Annotated in this window: 19 protein-coding genes; 1 reads left to right on the top strand and 18 read right to left on the bottom strand. The window is 46.0% G+C overall.

What is annotated here, in order from left to right; translation table 11 throughout:
• Positions 1 to 33 precede the first annotated feature (33 nt).
• Positions 34 to 375, bottom strand: a complete 342-nt coding sequence (gene rplS / locus MKY95_RS11980) for a 50S ribosomal protein L19 (protein ID WP_017689212.1) — start codon at positions 373 to 375, stop codon at positions 34 to 36.
• A 357-nt stretch (positions 376 to 732) separates the two neighbouring features.
• On the opposite strand from rplS, the gene MKY95_RS11975 reads away from it, so the two are divergent.
• Positions 733 to 1,635: a polysaccharide deacetylase family protein gene (locus MKY95_RS11975; RefSeq protein WP_235200753.1), complete on the top strand. Its 903-nt coding sequence runs from the start codon at positions 733 to 735 to the stop codon at positions 1,633 to 1,635.
• 3 nt (positions 1,636 to 1,638) lie between these two features.
• Here the strand turns inward: MKY95_RS11975 and MKY95_RS11970 are convergent, their stop codons facing one another.
• The 17 genes from MKY95_RS11970 to MKY95_RS11890 all read right to left on the bottom strand — a co-directional run bounded on the left by MKY95_RS11970 (position 1,639) and on the right by MKY95_RS11890 (position 19,115).
• Positions 1,639 to 2,886, bottom strand: coding sequence for a hypothetical protein (locus MKY95_RS11970; RefSeq protein ID WP_076326824.1), 1,248 nt, complete (start codon positions 2,884 to 2,886; stop codon positions 1,639 to 1,641).
• Between the two features lie 154 nt (positions 2,887 to 3,040).
• Positions 3,041 to 3,415 (bottom strand): VOC family protein, encoded by a 375-nt coding sequence (locus tag MKY95_RS11965; protein WP_036609452.1) that lies wholly within the window; start codon positions 3,413 to 3,415, stop codon positions 3,041 to 3,043.
• Positions 3,416 to 3,602: 187 nt separating this feature from the next.
• Positions 3,603 to 4,370: a tRNA (guanosine(37)-N1)-methyltransferase TrmD gene (trmD, locus tag MKY95_RS11960; RefSeq protein ID WP_036609453.1), complete on the bottom strand. Its 768-nt coding sequence runs from the start codon at positions 4,368 to 4,370 to the stop codon at positions 3,603 to 3,605.
• A gap of 1 nt (position 4,371) precedes the next feature.
• Complete coding sequence (gene rimM / locus MKY95_RS11955; RefSeq protein ID WP_036609454.1) at positions 4,372 to 4,884, bottom strand: ribosome maturation factor RimM; 513 nt, start codon at positions 4,882 to 4,884, stop codon at positions 4,372 to 4,374.
• A 301-nt stretch (positions 4,885 to 5,185) separates the two neighbouring features.
• Entirely contained in the window at positions 5,186 to 5,416 is a 231-nt protein-coding gene (locus MKY95_RS11950; protein ID WP_017689218.1) for a KH domain-containing protein, read from the bottom strand.
• Positions 5,417 to 5,439: 23 nt separating this feature from the next.
• A complete protein-coding gene (gene rpsP, locus MKY95_RS11945; protein ID WP_017689219.1) occupies positions 5,440 to 5,712 on the bottom strand; it encodes a 30S ribosomal protein S16 in 273 nt (90 codons plus the stop codon).
• Between the two features lie 53 nt (positions 5,713 to 5,765).
• Positions 5,766 to 7,145, bottom strand: a complete 1,380-nt coding sequence (gene ffh, locus MKY95_RS11940) for a signal recognition particle protein (RefSeq protein WP_017689220.1) — start codon at positions 7,143 to 7,145, stop codon at positions 5,766 to 5,768.
• 62 nt (positions 7,146 to 7,207) lie between these two features.
• Positions 7,208 to 7,558, bottom strand: a complete 351-nt coding sequence (gene ylxM / locus MKY95_RS11935) for a YlxM family DNA-binding protein (RefSeq protein WP_017689221.1) — start codon at positions 7,556 to 7,558, stop codon at positions 7,208 to 7,210.
• 262 nt (positions 7,559 to 7,820) lie between these two features.
• On the bottom strand, positions 7,821 to 8,468 hold the full coding sequence (locus tag MKY95_RS11930; protein ID WP_338708453.1) for a hemolysin III family protein: 648 nt from the start codon (positions 8,466 to 8,468) through the stop codon (positions 7,821 to 7,823).
• A gap of 146 nt (positions 8,469 to 8,614) precedes the next feature.
• Positions 8,615 to 9,628, bottom strand: coding sequence for a signal recognition particle-docking protein FtsY (gene ftsY, locus MKY95_RS11925; RefSeq protein ID WP_036609455.1), 1,014 nt, complete (start codon positions 9,626 to 9,628; stop codon positions 8,615 to 8,617).
• A 108-nt stretch (positions 9,629 to 9,736) separates the two neighbouring features.
• The gene (gene smc / locus MKY95_RS11920) at positions 9,737 to 13,306 is read right to left on the bottom strand and encodes a chromosome segregation protein SMC (protein ID WP_339198898.1); all 3,570 of its coding nucleotides are present in this window, start codon (positions 13,304 to 13,306) and stop codon (positions 9,737 to 9,739) included.
• 371 nt (positions 13,307 to 13,677) lie between these two features.
• Positions 13,678 to 14,382, bottom strand: a complete 705-nt coding sequence (gene rnc / locus MKY95_RS11915; RefSeq protein ID WP_036670338.1) for a ribonuclease III — start codon at positions 14,380 to 14,382, stop codon at positions 13,678 to 13,680.
• Between the two features lie 13 nt (positions 14,383 to 14,395).
• Positions 14,396 to 15,634 carry a beta-ketoacyl-ACP synthase II gene (gene fabF, locus MKY95_RS11910; RefSeq protein WP_036609459.1) on the bottom strand — a complete coding sequence of 413 codons (1,239 nt, stop codon included), beginning with the start codon at positions 15,632 to 15,634 and terminating at the stop codon, positions 14,396 to 14,398.
• A 177-nt stretch (positions 15,635 to 15,811) separates the two neighbouring features.
• Entirely contained in the window at positions 15,812 to 16,045 is a 234-nt protein-coding gene (gene acpP, locus MKY95_RS11905; protein WP_024630176.1) for an acyl carrier protein, read from the bottom strand.
• 152 nt (positions 16,046 to 16,197) lie between these two features.
• Positions 16,198 to 16,947: a 3-oxoacyl-[acyl-carrier-protein] reductase gene (gene fabG / locus MKY95_RS11900; protein WP_017689228.1), complete on the bottom strand. Its 750-nt coding sequence runs from the start codon at positions 16,945 to 16,947 to the stop codon at positions 16,198 to 16,200.
• Positions 16,948 to 17,158: 211 nt separating this feature from the next.
• Complete coding sequence (gene fabD / locus MKY95_RS11895) at positions 17,159 to 18,100, bottom strand: ACP S-malonyltransferase (RefSeq protein WP_339198894.1); 942 nt, start codon at positions 18,098 to 18,100, stop codon at positions 17,159 to 17,161.
• Positions 18,101 to 18,125: 25 nt separating this feature from the next.
• Entirely contained in the window at positions 18,126 to 19,115 is a 990-nt protein-coding gene (locus tag MKY95_RS11890) for a beta-ketoacyl-ACP synthase III (RefSeq protein WP_036610885.1), read from the bottom strand.
• Between the last annotated feature and the right edge of the window lie 5 nt (positions 19,116 to 19,120).

The raw sequence follows: 19,120 nt of genomic DNA, 5'->3' as shown, positions 1-19,120 counted from the left end.
CTTGTCTCCAAGCCCTTCCCGGTATCCGTTATATTAACGAATTTCTTTAATTCTCGCTGCTTTACCGCGTAGTTCACGAAGATAATAAAGCTTCGCACGACGAACTTTACCACGGCGAGCCACTTCGATTCTATCGATTTTAGGGGAATGAAGCGGGAAAGCTCTTTCCACACCTACACCGTAAGAAATTTTACGAACTGTAAAAGTCTCACTGATTCCACCACCACGGCGTTTAATCACAACACCTTCGAACAATTGGATACGCTCGCGAGTTCCCTCGATTACCTTAACGTGCACTTTCAAAGTGTCACCAGGACGAAAACTCGGAAGATCCTTGCGAAGTTGTTCTTGTGTAATCGCTTGAACGATATTCATCTATGACTCCCTCCTTCCATACAGGCGTTCATACTTCTTCCAGAGATCACCTTGTCTCCTTCATCATCCATAGAGGACCGCCGTATTCCACATAACAGACTTATTGTATCACGCAGCATATCAAAACACAAGAGAAATTAAACAAATGCCTATTGTTCAATCTGCCACTCTGAAACTCATCCATCACATGTTAACTTCATTCTAAAATACATTCTCCCGTATGGAAAGTGAATCAACGCTCTCATCTGCAAGTCAACCTGATACAGGAAAAAATACTGTAACTTCCAGTGTAGTAATATCGTCTATGATATAACTTATTGACCACTTTAAAAGGAGAATCCCAAGACTTATGAAATATTGGAAAAGATCACACTTGCCCTACTCGCCATGCTCACATGCTCCATTACACTATATTCATATGCCGTAACTCACCCAACGAATGCACTGTCACACAAAGCCTGCACATCCTGGGACATAGTCAAACGCAAAGCGTTCGAGCTGTCACACACTGACTTCTCTAACCAATCTGTGCTGATGTATCATTACATAGAGCCCAAACTGAATAATCACGAGACAGATAATAAATCCATCATTAATCTGGAGGATTTTGAGCAAAATATGAAATACCTGCATGATGAAGGCTACCGCACGATTACATTGAATCAGCTTGAACAATATGTTAGCGGGAAGATTTCCCTGCCACAGAAGTCCATTGTAATTACCTTTGATGACGGATACCAGAACAATTATACTTTAGCTTACCCTGTGCTTCAGAAATATAATTTTCATGCCTCGCTGTTTGTCATAGGCAGTAAAATTCAAGATCAACCTTCGGAATTTGAGCCCGCCATTAACAGTTTCATCTCCAAACCAGAGATGCAGGCAGCAACTGACGTATTTGAATTCAATAGCCATACCTATAACCTGCATCACAAGGGATTTATGCGCTGTGGTAACAGTGTTCCTGTCGGTCTGGACACCAGTCTTCTGGATGATGATATCCAGCATATGAAGCAAACCGGAATAGACACACCTTATTTGGCCTATCCTTTTGGTTATACCAGCACACAGATGATCTACAAGTTACAGCAACATGGATATCGCATGGCTTTTACCGTAAAGTCTGGATTTGTGCATCCAGGAGATCATCCCATGAAGCTGCCTCGCTTGACGGTCACGACAGGTACTGATTTGGCGACCTTGCTTCAACCCGAATCCAGTCCGCAGAACGAACCATTTGCATCGGAGAATGACCAGTAAAACCTAGATTTTAACTTCACCGCCCGGATACAGAGTCGAGTTATACAGCCTTTTAAGCTGTGGCTTGGCTCTTTTTGCATCGGTAAGTGATAATGTCATCGGAGAGCTGGAATAAATCACTGCTTCCTCTGCGTCATAGATGATGATCTGTTCTTTCCCCGTCTGAACCAGGTCTGCATGTACCGCATATCCCTCTTTCGGGAATTCAGTAACCGTTTTCATATCTCCATCTACCAAAGAAGGCAACACATCTCCACCTCTACGATACGCCAAAATATAATCGAGTCCACCTTCATCCCAGTTACATACAGGCTCTATAATGGTTAACCAGCCAGGAGTCGTGCGGTTTTCTTTCCATATTTCTTGCCCTGCGCTATCCAGCATGAACATTCCATCCTTACCATTCTCATCCCCACGGACAATCCGGTCCAGACCTGCAATCTGTAAACCTATCATTCCAGTACAAAAATGGCCTAATGCAATATGCTGTGATTCAATCGAATCTTCATAACGCCACTTCTCATTACCATAGCGGTCCATCATGACCGTAACACTGCCACCGATAACAATCTCGACTTCCCCATCACCATCAACGTCGCTAAACCATATACAGTCAGCATGATCATCGAGATTATGACAAGACCATAACAACGTCCCATCATGATCCAGCATGTCATATCCGGCCATCACTTCATCTTTCCCATCTCCATCGATGTCATATACCCATGGAAAATGTCCCGGATTCCCTTCATGCTTCCATAACAAATTAAAATCATGGTCGAGTGCCCATAACGTCTTATAGCGGTCTTTCAGTATAATGTCCATTTTCTGCTGGTTACCCGTCAGGTTGGTGAGAATAATGCAGTCATGTGCTTCATCACCTGGCAGATCACGTGTTTCTTTAATCTCTCCGGTCCGGCCATCCAACACCAGAAATTGTTTGTCCATGACACACAATACTTCATTATTTCCATCTCCATCCCAATCTGCTACCTGAGCGGGATAGTCTGAACCCGGACCCCCTGCATCGGGATCAGGAGTTCCGACCTGCCATAGTAATGTTCCTTCCAGATCAAATGCAGTCAAACAACATACCTGATGCGGGACGTACCGATCGTCTATACCCCCATCTGCCTGTACCAGCAACATTTCAAGTCTGCTATCCCCGTTTAGATCTCCCAAAAGCATTTTGCAGCGTTCTCCGGCTTGGCTAATATTTAGTCTGGCGATTTCATAAGGCTGAATGCTCATCATCTTCCTCCTCAGCTTATCGTTGTTATTCAAATCCAGCTGAGTTCACCATAAAGAAAACCCCTGTTTTTTACAACCCTATTATGTGGTCATGCAAAAATGTTCAAAGCTGCAAAAAAGTGCCTACGTAATTAAACGATTTAAACGAATGATTTTAAGCCCACTCTAAAAACTCAAGACGATTGCCAAAAGGATCATTTATATAGAAACGTCTTACACCTTCATCTGCCCTTGCTTCGTCATCGACAATATGAATTTGGTTATGAATGAGATGATCACGCAACTGATCCAAATGTTGTACATGAAAAGCCGGATGAGCTTTTGTGGCGGGAATAAAATCTTTTTGTACGCCAATATGCACTTGGTGTCTACCACACTCGAACCATACACCACCCCGTTTTCTCAGAATTTCAGGTTTGGGAATCTCCGTCCAGCCCAGTACTTTATGGAAAAAATGACGTGCCTCCGCTTCACAAGATTCAGGTGCTGCGAGCTGAATATGATCAAGACCAATAATATTGTAAGTCATTCATACACCGCCTTTGGTTTCATTTAGTGAAACTGAGTTTTAAAATACACCTCCATTTTATAGAATAACCCATTGAATATCCAGCTTTCTTTACAAAACACATAAGAAAAGCCAACCTTTGGTATCAAGGTTGGCTTTTTCAAACTCTATAAAAAGATATATTTACGTGTTTATACGATACTTATACTTACTCTGTGTTATGTTTACGGTTTGAGCGTATCTTTTTCAACCAAATACGTTCTTTATCCGTCAAATCAGCCGTTTCCAACATCTCCGGTCTGCGCTCCAGCGTACGAAGCAACGACTGTTCTCTACGCCATGCCTCAATGTTCAGATGATGTCCCGACAACAGCATATCCGGTACTTTCATGCCCCTAAACTCGGGTGGACGTGTGTAGTGTGGATATTCGAGGAGTCCAGTACTGAATGAATCCGTCACAGCACTTGTCTCATTGCCAAGCACACCGGGAATAAGACGTACGATGCTGTCGATCGCAACCATAGCAGGCAATTCCCCACCAGTGAGCACGTAATCACCAATGGATAGTTCATCCGTCACGAGAAATTCGCGAATTCGCTCATCGTAACCTTCATAATGTCCACATATAAAAATCAGATGATCTTCCTGTACAAGTTCTTCTGCTTTTTTCTGTGTAAACGTCTCACCTTGCGGACACATTAAAATGATACGTGGAGCTTTCATGGTTGCCGCGGCTTCTCCGCGTTGCTCCAGTACATCTTCAACAGCAGCAAAGATCGGATCTGGTTTTAGCACCATGCCTCCACCCCCACCGTAAGGAGCATCATCGACCGTATTATGTTTATTTGTGGCATAATTACGGAAGTTGGTTGCACCGAGGGACACCAGCCCCTTCGTTTGGGCTTTACCCAGAATGCTTGCTCCGAATACGCCATCAAACATCTCCGGGAATAGTGTTAATACATCCACTTTCATGTTACAGCAGCCCTTCCATCAGGTGAATCTTCACTTGCTGCTGTTCGATGTCCACATCAAGTACTACATCATCAATAACGGGAATCAGCACTTCTTTACCTGCTGGCGTTTTGACAACCCATACATCATTGGCACCCGGAGTCAAAATTTCAGAGATAGTTCCAAGCGTTTCACCCTCTTCGGTGATAACCGAACACCCAACGATTTGATGGAAGTAGTATTCACCTTCCTCCAGCTCAGCGAGGTTCTCTTTTAACACTTTGGCCATACCGCCTTTAAACTTCTCTACTTCATTAATATTGCCATACTCTTTCAGACGAAGAATATACATATTTTTATGCAAACGTGCAGATTCCACGTTAACCATGACTGGATGATTATCTGGTGTAAAGAAAAACAACTCTGCATTTTTCGCGAAACGCACTTCCGGGAAATCGGTTATAGGCATGATTCTCACCTCACCGCGAATTCCATGCGTATTAACGATTTTACCTACATTCATAAACTCTGCCATACGTTCCTCCTACGAAATTAAATCAAACTAAACAGCTACTTCGACTCTCGTACGGTCGTTCCGGCGACGGTTCGTTCTTTCGATCGCTGTTACCCCCTCATTTTTCGAACTTACTTTAAAAGGTGAAAATGAGGTGATAAAGGCGAACGCTGACGCTTCTCCAGAATCGATCCCGTCCCCTGCACTGCTCCGAAGTCACTCATACCCAAAATATTTTAATTCAATATCTAATTCAACATATTAAGTTCAGCATGCACGAAAAGGGGCTAGGACATGCATCCTAACCCCCTTTCGTATATCTTTAAGATATGATATCAACGGTAACCCGTTTATCCATCTTAACTGCTGCTGATGTGACGACCGTACGAAGTGATTTCGCGATTCGTCCTTGTTTACCAATTACCTTCCCGACATCGTCAGGATGAACAGTTAACTCATAAACGACAAGCCGGTCTTTCTCAACCGTCCGAACCGTCACATCTTCCGGATGATCGACTAAAGCCTTAGCAATTATGCTTACTAATTCTTCCATAGATGACCCTCCGAATCAGCACTTTATTTAGATAATTTAGACTCGTGGAACTTCTTCATCACGCCCGCTTTGCTAAGCAAGTTGCGGACAGTGTCAGATGCTTGTGCACCATTTTGAAGCCATGCCAATGCTTTATCTTCATCGATCTTAACAACAGCCGGTTGTTCAACCGGGTTGTAGTAACCGATCTCCTCGATAAAACGACCGTCACGTGGGGAACGGGAATCCGATACCACTACGCGGTAGAAAGGAGCTTTGTGAGCACCCATACGTTTCAGACGAATACGAACTGCCATTTGAAAATTCACCTCCTTCAATGAAATCTGTATATGATCCAGCTTCGCTTAAATCAACGGAAAGGAAACTTCATTCCTTTACCCATACCTTTAAGCTGCTTCATAGCTTTATTTTTACCGCCGCCTTTAGGTCCCATCATATCCGAGAACTGTTTCATCATGCGGCGCATCTCATCAAATTGCTTGATCAGACGATTTACTTCAGCCAGAGATGTTCCGCTTCCGGTAGCAATACGCTTCCGGCGGCTATGGTTGATCATGTCCGGGTTACGTTTCTCTTCGGTCGTCATTGAGTAAACGATCGCTTCGATCCGGCCCATCTGTTTATCATCAACCTTCAGATCCTTGGCTTGTTTCATCTTGCCCATGCCGGGGATCATATCCATGATCTGATCGATTGGTCCCAGCTTTTTCACTTGATCCATCTGCTCCAGGAAATCTTCAAACGTGAATTCTGCATTACGCATCTTCCGTTCCATTTCCTTGGCTTTATCGGTATCAATGTTTAATTGTGCTTTCTCAATCAGAGATAACATATCACCCATACCGAGGATCCGTGAAGCCATACGTTCCGGGTGGAACGGCTCCAAAGCGTCAAGTTTCTCTCCAAGGGAAGCAAACTTGATTGGACAACCCGTAACTGCTTTGACGGAAAGCGCAGCACCACCACGAGTATCTCCATCCAGCTTTGTCAGGACAACCCCGGTCAGATTAAGCTGCTGGTTAAAGTGTTCTGCTACGTTAACCGCATCCTGACCTGTCATGCTGTCTACGACAAGCAGTACTTCATCCGGATTCACTACGCTGTGAATCTGGCGAAGTTCTTCCATCAGTTCTTCATCAACATGCAGACGTCCAGCTGTATCGATAATAACATAGTCATTACCGTTATCTTTGGCATGTTGTAGACCTTGACGTGCGATCTCAACAGGGCTTGTCTGATCTCCCAGTGTGAATACCGGCGCTTTGATCTGCTCGCCAAGTACTTGCAACTGTTTGATCGCTGCCGGACGATAAATATCTCCTGCAACAAGCAATGGTCTGCTGTTTTGCTTTTGCAGCATTTTAGCTAGTTTACCCGATGTGGTTGTTTTACCAGCACCCTGCAAACCAACCATCATCAGCACCGTAGGCGGTTTGTTCGCTTTAGCCAGTTTCGCTTGGCTTCCACCCATCAAATCCGTTAGTTCCTTGTTAACGATGTCGATGATGACCATTCCTGGCGTGAAGCTCTCCATCACTTCTTTGCCAACAGCCTTCTCTTTCACCTTGGCGATGAATTCCTTGACCACTTTGAAGTTTACATCCGCTTCGAGCAATGCCAGACGTACCTCGCGCATAGCCTCGGCTACATCTTCATCAGACACCTTGCCTTTGCCGCGCAGCTTGCTGAACACATTCTGTAATCGGGTCGTTAATCCTTCAAATGCCATGATCCCACCTCCTTAAGCTTTAATACTGTTTTCAAGACCGATACGTTCCGCTCAGCCAATTATCATTCACTAAGCTGAGCAACGATATCGTGTATTTGTTTGTTGTTATCAATGGAGACGCCTGCGCGTTCCAATGCATTTTGCAAATCTTCAAGATTGCGATTACGCCGTTCATGCTTTTCTAGCAAGCCCAGCTTGCTTTCGTAATTTTCCAGCACTTGTTCGGCACGCTTGATATGCTCGTATACCGCCTGGCGGCTGATCTCAAACTCGGCTGCAATTTCACCAAGTGAGAAATCGTCATGAAAGTAATACTTTAGAAAAGTCTGCTGTTTCTCGGTAAGTAACAATTCATAAAAAGCAAACAGCAAGTTAATCCGGTTTGTCTTCTCAAGCCGATTTTCTTGACTCACATCGGGGCACTCCCTTCGTCAAGGAAAAACACTTTACACTCTTGCAACGTTCCTAATAATACCTAAAACAAATCAGGTTGTCAAGCAAAAATACTTGTCACAATAAAAACAGCTCTGATGATACGTTATTTCGATGTTTAACGGATGGTTTATACCCTTTTTCACTAGAAGCAAATTCTATCCGTGTCCCTGCGAGCCGCCTCTATGTAGAAGAAAAAACGAATGCGTCTCAGTCCGTGGAGATGCATCCGTCTATGGTGTTCTAACGAAGTGGTGTCAGGTACAGCAGTACCATAAAGAAATGAAGAATACTGCCTGCTAACACAAAGAGATGCCAAATCGCATGGTGGTACGGAAATCCACGCCATACATAAAAGAGCGTACCAAGTGTATACATCAGGCCTCCAGCCACCAGCAACACAATGCCGCCTGTAGGAATGGCCGCCATAAGAGGTTGCCAGGCAATAACGATCAGCCAGCCCATCGCAATATAGAAAATCGTGGACATGAATAGAAACTTTTTCGTAAAAAATGCCTTAAAGATCACGCCGAATAATGCGATACCCCAGATTATACCAAACAGGGTCCATCCAAGTGTACCGCGAACAGCAATAAACAAAAGCGGAGTGTACGATCCCGCAATAAATAAATAAATGGAAGAATGGTCGAAAATCTCAAATAAATCTTTCACTTTTCCATCTTTCCATGCATGCACGAGTGTAGAACTTGTATAGAGCAGCAGCATGGTGATCCCGTAGATCGTGAAACTGACCACATGCCAAGCTGTGCCTTTCATACTTGAAAATACAATCAATATCACCAGTGCAGCTACACTGAGTGCAGCGCCGATTCCATGTGTCACCGCATTGGCGACTTCTTCACGGCGAGAATAGGTATGAGTATTGGCCATTTTCAACCGTCCTTTCTAACCCTTTAACATTGCCTGCTTTATTCCTCCATTATACACGTATTGCCAGTGACATTACACGTGACACTTATCACGTATATCACTGGCAATACGGTTAACATTATTAATTCATTCTATTATTAATGGTTCTAGGAATTAGCTTCCTCTTCTTCAGCACTTTCCGCTGGCTGTTCCTGGATTAATCCGGCGAACAAAGCATGCACAAATTGCTCCGAGTCAAACGGCTGCAGATCATCAATTTTCTCACCCAGTCCTACGAGCTTCACAGGCAAGTCCAGTTCCTGACGGATCGCAACAACGATCCCGCCTTTGGCTGTTCCATCCAGTTTCGTCAGTACGAGGCCTGTTACACCGCTTTTCTCACCGAAAAGTTTAGCCTGGTTCAAAGCATTTTGACCTGTTGTTGCATCCAGTACCATCAGTACTTCATGCGGAGCATCCGGAATTTCACGCTGAATGACACGATAGATCTTGTTAAGCTCGTCCATCAGGTTAGATTTGTTTTGCAGACGACCTGCTGTATCACAGAGCAGAACATCCGCACCCCGTTGTTTCGCTGCTTGTACCGCGTCATACATAACCGCTGCTGGATCAGAACCAGATTGCTGTTTGATCACATCGACACCGGCACGTTGCCCCCATACTTCCAGCTGTTCAATGGCTCCGGCACGGAACGTATCTCCAGCTGCCATGATGACTTTTTTACCTTGTTGTTTAAATCGATGTGCCAGCTTGCCAATCGTTGTTGTTTTACCAACACCGTTAACACCAACGAACAAAATGACGGTAATGCCATCCGGGTTCATTTTCAATTCGTTATTCTGTTCACCGCGAAGAAGACCCGTCAGTTTCTCGGACAATACAGGCTGCAACTCAGCCGCATCCTCAATTTTTCGTTTTTTCACCTCAACGCGCAGGTCTTCGATCAGATTCATGACTGTATTCACACCAACGTCTGCTCCGATCAAAATCTCTTCCAGTTCTTCATAGAACTCTTCATCGATTTTTTTGCGACGGATTACGAGATCCGACACTTTTTCCACTAACCCTTTACGTGTCTTTTCCAATCCATCCTTAAACTGTTTGGTGACCGACTCCGTTTTGCTTGCAATGCTGTCTCTAAGCTTTTTAAAAAAACTCATAAAGCCCCTCCATCGTGTACATAATCTAAGCGCTTTTGCAAAAATGCTCAATCTGAATGATTTTCAATGATTACAATGAGTTCATTTGTCTCGCAAGTTTGGATCAGATCAGGCAATTACTGCTTCCTCATCTTCCAGTTTAACCGAAACAAGCTTGGATACTCCGCCCTCTTCCATCGTAACACCGTACAGCACATCTGCCTCTTCCATCGTACCTTTACGATGGGTAACAACGATAAACTGTGTCTGTTCGGAGAATTCACGCAAGTACTGGGCAAAACGTACCACGTTAGCTTCGTCCAGTGCTGCCTCTACTTCATCCAACACGCAGAATGGTACCGGTTTGACATGCAAAATAGCAAATAATAAAGCCATCGCCGTCAAAGCCCGCTCCCCACCGGATAACAGTTGCAGGTTTTGCAGTTTCTTGCCTGGTGGCTGAGCCACGATATCTATTCCCGTTTCAAGCAAGCGCTCCGGGTCCATCAGAACAAGGTCAGCACGTCCCCCGCCAAACAGCTTGCTAAACACGGTACCGAACTCACGGCGGATGGCATCAAACGTAATCTTGAATCGCTTCGCCATCTCGTCTTCCATTTCCCGAATAACCTGATACAACGTTGTTTTAGCTTCCACCAGGTCATTCTTCTGTTCACTCAGGAATTCGTATCGCTCATTGACTCGCTGGAACTCCTCAATCGCTCCCAGGTTCACATCACCCAGGGCGGATATACTGCGCTTCAGCTTCTGTACCTCTGCCTGTGTATGCTCCACGTCTTCCGGTACAGGATAACGCTCTTTGGCCAGTTCATAGCCCAGTTCGTATTCATCCGTCAGCTTTCGCAGTATATTTTCCAGCTCAACATCCAACCGGTTCACGGAAATTTCCGTCTGTCGCATCTGTTCTTCCACAGCTTTTAACTGCGTGCGCTGTTCCTTCGTTTCGCTCTCGGCAAGCTCAAGCTTTTTCGACAACTCACTTCGGGCAGCACGTTTGAAGTCCAGATCCTGAGAAGCTTCCGCTTTTTTCAGCTTATACTGGTTCAGATCTTCAATCTGTTTAACACTCTCGGTCTGTGTTTTCTTGAGATCTGCTTCCATCGAAGCCAGCAACGTGCGATTCTGACGAAGATCTTTCACCAGCGACTCTACTTCCCGCTCCAGACGTCGCAATTGTTCTCCATTGGAGAATCGCTCCTGATCCAGCTTGCCTTCACGCACTTTCAATTCGGTGAGTTGGCTCTGCAATTCTTCCTTCGCAGATTCATTGGCTTTCCGAGCAAACTCGGCTGCATGAATGGCACGATGAGTCGCTTTTTCTTCCTCTTCAAGCTGCTCCAGCTTCTTCACAGCGACGATCCGAGCCGTATCCAGCTCTTTGATCTCTTCGGTAAAGCCGCTCTTCTCCTGCCCGGCAACGGCAACCTGTTCAAGCACATGGCGAAGCTCATGCTCTACCTGTTTCATTTCCATCGAAGCCTGCTGTTCTGCATTTCGGGTATCATCACCGGACTGACGAAGTTCATCCAGTTTGTCCTGACACTGTTCCAGTTGGACTTTTACATCATCCACACTGCGATGCAGTTTCACGATTTGATTTTCCGTATCCAAAATATCCTGGTCGAGCTGGTCCAGCTGCCGTTTCCGGCTGAGCAGACTCACATTTTTCTTGTGCTGGCTACCACCTGTCATGGAACCACCCGCATTGACCACGTCACCTTCAAGCGTCACAACCCGGAAACGATACTGACAGCGAGCCGCAATTTTATTGGCGACCTCCAACGTTTCGGCAATAATAACATTACCGAGCAAGCTGCCAATGATTGAAGCATATTTGGATTCGAATTGTACAAGATCAGCACCGATCCCCACAAAACCCTCCATACCTTCAATCATAGAACGTTCAGCCGCTCCAATGGCACGAGGACGAATGACATCCAGAGGCAGGAACGTTGCACGCCCCAACTGGCGTTGCTTCAGAAAAGCAATTGCCTGTCTGGAAACTGATTCATTTTCCATGACCACATGCTGCAAGGATGCTCCCATTGCTGTTTCTACCGCAAGTTCGATCTTCTCGGGAACTTTTACGAGTTCAGCCACAGCTCCATGAACACCGCTCAGCGTACCTTTACGTGAAGCCTTGAGAACCTCCTTGACACCCAGCATGAATCCGTCAAAATCATCCTGCATCTCTTTCATCGTATCGCGGCGGGAAACTTGAGCTTCACGCTTCTGTTCCCATTTACGGACCGTACCCCGACTTTCTTCAAGCAGCTTCTGCAGCGACTGGAGTCGTTCACTTTCCGTAATGTATCCACCACGTAGATCACTGATTTCTTTGCCCAAGCGAACAACATTTTTCTCAATGTCCGTTTTGCGACTCTCCAGTGTCTCTTTCTGCTCTTCCCATTTGCCTGATTCTTCAGCCGCGCGATTCATTCTGCGCTCCAGCGTTTCTTTCTGCTGATCCACATAACGAATTTCATTGCGTGTCTGAGCCATCTGATTCATCAGTTCCAGCAAATTGCCTTTGAGGCTTTCCTCTTGCTGCTGACTAATGCCACCTGTGACACCGATGAGTTTGGCTTCTTCCTGAGACAACTGATTTCTCACATCATTCAGTTCATGCTCAAGCTTGCCAAACTTCTCACGCAGTGCAAGCAGCTCGGTTTCCCGTTCGCGATGTCTCTCTTCACTGGCGGCAAGCGTTACTTTGAGCTGCTCCTGATTTGTTTGCAGATGGTGCGAGCGCTCCTTGAGCAATTCTCCAAGTCCTTCACTTTTCTCCGTCGCTTCACTGAATTGCAATAAAGCAGCTTGCAGTTGCTCTGTCTCTGTTTCCAGGATACGCAACGCATTCCGATCATTTTCCAGCTTGGCATCATGCGTAGAGACAATCGCTGCGAGTCCAACCTCTTCCTGTTTTAGCGATTGCAGGCGCTCGTTCGCCTTACTCCAGGACGCATGAATCTGTTCGATCTGGTACACATACATGGAAATTTCCTGCGATTTGAGCTGGGAACGAAGTTCCTTATAGTGGATCGCTTTCTCCGATTGTTCCTTTAGCGGTCCAATCTGATCTTCCAGTTCAGTCACCAGATCATGAATACGCAGCAAATTTTGCTCTGTCTCATCCAGTTTGCGCGTCGCATCCCGCTTGCGGGATTTATATTTAACGATACCTGAAGCTTCTTCAAAGATACCTCTGCGATCCTCTGAACGGGTACTCAGAATCTCTTCGATTCGCCCCTGTCCAATAATCGAGTAGGCTTCCTTACCGATGCCTGTATCCATAAACAACTCCGTGATATCCTTCAAACGACAAGATTGTTTGTTAATAAAATATTCACTATCTCCGCTGCGATGTACACGACGAGTCACCGTCACCTCACCAAAATCCAATGCAAGTGCGTGATCCTCGTTATCAAGTGTTAGCGACACCTCACCGAAATTAACGGCCTTCCGTGCGTCACTGCCTGCAAAGATGATATCTTCCATCTTACCACCACGCAGCGACTTGGCACTTTGTTCACCCAGAACCCAGCGAATTCCGTCCGATATATTACTCTTTCCACTTCCGTTCGGACCTACAACAGCCGTAATGCCACGAACGAACTCCATCTCCGTTTTGTCGGCGAATGACTTGAATCCACCCAATTCAATCCGTTTTAAAAACATAGGGTTTCTCGTCACCTCCTCTTGCAAATTTCAAGTATTGCATTCCAGCGCCTAAATAAATTGAACAATTGTCATTACACATGATCACTCCAATTGCAGTACCATCCTCCGATCGCCCTTATCCCCAGATTTTCTTGATTCCCTTATCCAAGGGAAAAATCCGTTGATAAATGCGCACGCTTCGCTTCTTCAGATTGGTTCTGCACTCTTCGTTTTGTGTAAAATAAAGTTCACTTATTTAGTTAACGATCAGGTAACCTTCTCCTGAACCTCTTTACAAAAAAAAGAGCAAAAAGCAGTCCGGCCGATTACTTCCGCCGGGGCGGACCCGCGGGCTGCTCTTTGCTCTTCGTTTGTCTATGCGCTATCGGTTAAGCTCCGGCTTCCGGAAGCTTCAGTCGATCAAGTGCTGCAGATGCAGCCTGTTGTTCCGCTTCCTTTTTGGAACGTCCTGTACCTCTGCCAAGCCTTTCTTGACCCATATGGACCTCCGAGACAAACTCACGTTCATGGGCAGGTCCCCGTTCCTCAACGATACGGTATTCCAAAGCTCCCATATTGTGATGCTGAGTAAGTTCCTGCAGTTCCGTTTTGTAATCACTCATTTGCAGCTTGCTGCCCAATACGATTAATGGGAAGACATGCTGATCAAGAAATGTCCGAACAGGCGCAAGCCCCTGATCCAGATACAATGCACCAATGAAAGATTCAAACACATCTGCCAGCAGAGCCGGCCGTGTCCGTCCTCCAGTTAGTTCCTCACCTTTACCAAGAAGTACATACTGCCCAAAACCCAACGCTTCAGCAAATTTGACGAGGGAAGGCTCACAGACAATGGATGCCCGCAGCTTAGTTAATTCACCTTCCGGACGGTTAGGATACAAATGATACAAGTACTCCGATACAGTCAGTTCCAGCACGGCATCGCCCAGAAACTCCAGGCGCTCGTTGTCCTGATGCTGACTGAACCGGTGTTCGTTTACATAAGAAGCATGGGTAAACGCTTGTTTTAAAAGCTGCCTGTTGTCAAATTTGATTTGAAGTTTATGTTGTAACTGCTTCAGATCTTCACTCAAACGAACTAGCCCCTTATGCTTCAAATTTTTTGAGAATAATGGTGGCATTGTGACCGCCGAATCCAAATGAATTGGACATGGCAATATTAACTTTGGTTTGACGTGGAACATTTGGTACATAATCCAGATCACATTCCGGGTCCTGATTTTCCAGGTTAATCGTTGGAGCCAGTGTCTGATGTGTCAGTGACAATCCGCAGATAACCGCCTCTACACCACCAGCAGCGCCAAGCATGTGGCCCGTCATGGATTTAGTGGAACTCACGGCGAGCTTGTACGCATGATCACCAAACGCCTTTTTGATCGCAAGCGTTTCGGATCTGTCGCCTACAGGCGTCGAAGTTCCGTGTGCATTAATGTAGTCCACTTCTTCAGGCTCAATGCCCGCATTACGAAGTGCCATCTTCATGCAACGTGCTGCTCCGTCCGGATCTGGTTCTGTCATGTGATGTGCATCGCCTGTCAGACCGTAACCGATCACTTCACCATAAATGCGTGCACCACGTTTTTGAGCATGCTCCAGGGATTCCAGAATCATAACACCAGCGCCTTCGCCCATAACAAAACCATCACGTTCTGTATCAAAAGGACGGCTTGACTTCGCAGGATCATCATTACGTGTAGACATTGCGCGCATCGCACAGAACCCTGCAAGACCCGTTGGTCTGATTGTTGCTTCCGCACCACCACAGATCATGGCATCTGCATCACCATTGGCAATCAGCTTGAAGGAATCTCCGATGGAGTGTGTACCTGTTGCACAAGCGGTAACAACGTTAATGTTAGGACCTTTGGCACCAAGGGAAATAGACATTTGGCCTGAAGCCATGTTGGAGATCATCATGGGAATAAAGAATGGGCTTACCCGTTTTGGACCTTTTTGCAATAATGCATTATGTTGGTCCTCCCACGTACCCAATCCACCAATACCTGATCCGATGGATACACCGAAACGCTCTGCATCAATATTCTCGTTAATTTTCAGACCACTGTCTTCAACGGCTTTGAAGCCGGCTGCCACAGCGAACTGTACAAAACGGTCCATTTTGCGAGCATCCTTGCGATCCATATATTCTTCCGGGTTGAAATCCTTGATTTCGGCTGCAATCTGTGTCGTGTATTCACTAACATCAAACGCCTCAATCTGAGAAATTCCGGACTTTCCTGCCATTAAACTGCCCCAGAACGTTTCCAAATCTTTTCCGAGCGATGTCATTACGCCCATTCCGGTAATTACTACTCTTTGTTTCAAACCGAGTCACCTCTATATCGACTGCATTACGCAAGTATTTTGTGGGAATATCCGCAAACAGACATCTACTCAACAAAGATAGGCCTGTTTGAGTAGAGCTGCTTGCGGAATGAGAAAAACCAATGAATGATGAGAAGTCCCGCCTGTTCGAAAACATGTGCGGGACTAAAAATGACTTTAGGTATGAGATTGTATGTAGTTTACAACTTCACCTACGGTCGTGATTTTTTCTGCATCTTCATCAGAGATTTCCAAATCAAATTCATCTTCCAATTCCATGACCAATTCCACTACATCCAAAGAATCAGCACCCAAATCTTCTTTGAAAGATGCTTCAAGTGTAACTTCAGCTTCGTCTGCGCCCAAGCGGTCGACGACGATGCGTTTTACACGCTCCAATACATCGGACATCCGGTTCACCTCCTTCTTTGGTATTATACGAGAATCGCAGGCAAAATGCCATAGAAGACATATGCGGCTCCCGGCCGGGGAACCCGGCCTTTTTCCGGCATTTCGGATCGTCCAGCGCCTGTTCCCCGACTATTGTTCAAGTCCGGGAAGAATTACATGTACATGCCACCATCGACATGCAGCGTCTGCCCTGTCATATAAGATGAAGCCTGTGAAGCCAAGAACGTGACTACACCCGCGATTTCATCCGGCTGACCCAAACGGGACAACGGAATACCACTTAGCATACCGTCCACCAGCTCCTGGGACAACTCTTTTGTCATATCTGTCTCAATGAAACCTGGTGCAACACAGTTAACTGTGATTCCACGAGAAGCCAGTTCACGAGCAGATGCCTTTGTCAGGCCAATGACTCCTGCCTTGGCAGCAACATAGTTCGCTTGTCCAGCATTACCGAGCACACCTACAACCGAGGAGATATTGATAATTCTTCCCGACCGTTGTTTCATCATTGGACGTGTAACCGCCTTAAGGCAGTTAAACACACCTTTGAGATTGGTTTCAATAACCTGATCGAATTCTTCCTCTTTCATACGCATGATCAGATTATCACGGGTAATTCCAGCATTGTTCACCAGAATATCAACGTTGCCCCATGCTTCGAGTGTAGCTTTGACCATTTGTTCAGCTTCATCCATCAGGCCAACATTGGCTTGAAGTGTAATCGCCTTGACTCCTTTGGCACGAATCGCTTCCGCTACTTCCTCAGCTGCTGCTTGGCTACCCGCATAATTCACGGCTACGTTCGCTCCAGCTTCTGCAAGTGCCAGTGCAATACTGCGCCCAATGCCCCGGGATGCCCCGGTAACAAGTGCATTTTTACCTTCTAATGGTTTAGACATAACCATTCCTCCTTTCCCCAAATCTATATCAGTTCAACCAAAGAATGTTTACACTTGCCACTCCGATGACAGAATAAACTTCCGATCGCTGTTATCCCCAGATTTTTTTGATTCCCTTTTATAAAGGGAAAATCCGGTGATAAAGGCGAACGCTCCGCTTCTTCAGTTTTTTTCTGTCCTCTCCGTTCTCGTGTAAAAAGTTTAGTTTAACTCATATAATTCCTTCTAATTCACTTGCCGTTGCTTCGAGCGTTTCAAGACTGTTCACATTGTACAGTTTTACGGTTTTATCTGTTTTTTTAATCAAACCAGTCAACACACTGCCAGATCCAATCTCGATGAACGTATCCACGCCTTGCTCAATAAGCCATGTCACACTGTCTTCCCATAATACAGGAGAATAGACCTGAGCTGTCAACAAATCCTGAACCTGTCCATCCTCTGCAGGTCTTGCAGTCACATTAGCTACTACAGGGACCGCTGCCGGTGAGAACGTAACGGTTTTCAGTTTCTCTGCCAGCTTATCAGCTGCACCCTTCATCAATGAAGAGTGAAACGGACCGCTTACTTCCAATGCAATGGCGCGTTTACCGCCTGCTTCTTTCACTCGTTCCGCAACAGCAGCTACGCCTTCCTTCACACCAGAAATGACGATTTGTCCCGGACAATTAATGTTGGCAAGTTCAACCGCATGACCACTTTCAGATACGTCACGGCAAAGCACCCCCAGCGCTTCCCGATCCGCACCCAACACAGCAGCCATCGCTCCTTGTCCACCCGGTACTGCCTGTTCCATATACTGACCACGTGCCCGCACAGTGCTCACTGCGTCAGCAAACGAAAGAACGCCCGCTGCCACCAGTGCACTGTATTCTCCCAGACTGTGTCCAGCCGTATAGTCAGGCTGAATTCCTTTTTCTTTGAAAGCTTCAAGCAAGGCAATACTTGCTGTCAACAGAGCCGGTTGTGTATTTGATGTCTGTTTCAACTCGGTCTCCGGTCCTTCAAATACAAGGTTGCTCAGCGAGAAACCCAATGTTTCATCTGCTGTGCGAAAAATTTCGGTTGCCGCAGGCACGGACTCATACGCGTCCTTGGCCATGCCTACAGCCTGTGATCCCTGTCCGGGAAATACAAATGCTATTTTACCCATCTCATTCATCTCCCAGATGTCTATTTTACCAAACGAGTACCGATGCACCCCATGTCAAACCGCCACCGAATCCAACCATCAGAACGGTATCTCCGGCTTTCATGCGACCTTCCTCCGCTGCTTCTACCAGAGCAAGCGGGATGGAAGCAGCTGATGTGTTTGCATACTTATCCACGTTGACTACAACCTTTTCTTCAGGAAGTTCAAGGCGTTGCATCGCAGATTGGATAATTCGAATATTCGCTTGGTGAGGAACAAACAGATCCACATCCGTACGCTCCATACCAGCTTTGCGTAATACCTCAATGGTAGCCGTCCCCATGACACGTACCGCAAACTTAAACACTTCACGACCGTTCATGTTGATGTAATGTTTTTTATTTTCAACGGTCTCTGCAGTAGCAGGCAGACGGGAACCGCCGCCTTCCATCTGAAGAAGACTACCGCCAGCACCTTCAGCACCGAGATCGAACGCTTTGAATCCGCGACCTTCCGGAACTTCACCAACAACTACCGCGCCTGCTCCATCACCAAAGAGGACACATGTGTTACGGTCTGTATAATCCGTAATACGAGACAAGCAGTCCGCACCAATGACAAGTGCATTGTTGTACATACCGCTTTGGATGAAGCTCGTAGCACTAGCCAAACCGTATACAAATCCGGAACAAGCAGCCGACAGATCAAATGCCGCGGCACCTTTTGCACCCAATTTGTCCTGCAAGATGCAGGCTGTCGATGGGAACGAAGAATCCGGAGTAATGGTTGCAACAATAATCAGATCAAGATCACTGCCTGTCATGCCTGCAGATTCAAGGGCTTTAATAGCCGCCTCATATGCCAGATCAGAAGTTGCCTGATCGGGTGCAGCGATGTGACGCTCTTTGATTCCTGTACGACTGACGATCCACTCGTCATTGGTATCGACCATTTTCTCCAGATCGCTATTTGTCAAAATTTTCTCAGGCACATATTTCCCTGTACCAATAATCCCTACTGGGCGCAAATTATTCATATCGT

It is taken from the genome of Paenibacillus sp. FSL P4-0176, from assembly GCF_037975265.1.
In the GTDB taxonomy this organism is placed as follows: domain Bacteria; phylum Bacillota; class Bacilli; order Paenibacillales; family Paenibacillaceae; genus Paenibacillus; species Paenibacillus amylolyticus.
Note: the sequence above shows the minus strand (reverse complement) of the source record. Positions and strands in the feature narration are given on the sequence as shown.

Bases quoted from the DNA above. Each gene is read 5' to 3' on its own strand.
- ftsY (WP_036609455.1), bottom strand. From the start codon at position 9,628: ATGAGTTTTTTTAAAAAGCTTAGAGACAGCATTGCAAGCAAAACGGAG.
- MKY95_RS11890 (WP_036610885.1), bottom strand. From the start codon at position 19,115: ATGAATAATTTGCGCCCAGTAGGGATTATTGGTACAGGGAAATATGTG.
- fabG (WP_017689228.1), bottom strand. From the start codon at position 16,947: ATGTCTAAACCATTAGAAGGTAAAAATGCACTTGTTACCGGGGCATCC.
- rpsP (WP_017689219.1), bottom strand. From the start codon at position 5,712: ATGGCAGTTCGTATTCGTCTGAAACGTATGGGTGCTCACAAAGCTCCT.
- fabD (WP_339198894.1), bottom strand. From the start codon at position 18,100: ATGGGTAAAATAGCATTTGTATTTCCCGGACAGGGATCACAGGCTGTA.
- trmD (WP_036609453.1), bottom strand. From the start codon at position 4,370: ATGAAAGTGGATGTATTAACACTATTCCCGGAGATGTTTGATGGCGTA.
- rplS (WP_017689212.1), bottom strand. From the start codon at position 375: ATGAATATCGTTCAAGCGATTACACAAGAACAACTTCGCAAGGATCTT.
- smc (WP_339198898.1), bottom strand. From the start codon at position 13,306: ATGTTTTTAAAACGGATTGAATTGGGTGGATTCAAGTCATTCGCCGAC.
- MKY95_RS11970 (WP_076326824.1), bottom strand. From the start codon at position 2,886: ATGAGCATTCAGCCTTATGAAATCGCCAGACTAAATATTAGCCAAGCC.
- MKY95_RS11950 (WP_017689218.1), bottom strand. From the start codon at position 5,416: ATGGAAGAATTAGTAAGCATAATTGCTAAGGCTTTAGTCGATCATCCG.
- MKY95_RS11965 (WP_036609452.1), bottom strand. From the start codon at position 3,415: ATGACTTACAATATTATTGGTCTTGATCATATTCAGCTCGCAGCACCT.
- ffh (WP_017689220.1), bottom strand. From the start codon at position 7,145: ATGGCATTTGAAGGATTAACGACCCGATTACAGAATGTGTTCAGCAAG.
- rimM (WP_036609454.1), bottom strand. From the start codon at position 4,884: ATGGCAGAGTTTATGAATGTAGGTAAAATCGTTAATACGCATGGAATT.
- acpP (WP_024630176.1), bottom strand. From the start codon at position 16,045: ATGTCCGATGTATTGGAGCGTGTAAAACGCATCGTCGTCGACCGCTTG.
- MKY95_RS11930 (WP_338708453.1), bottom strand. From the start codon at position 8,468: ATGGCCAATACTCATACCTATTCTCGCCGTGAAGAAGTCGCCAATGCG.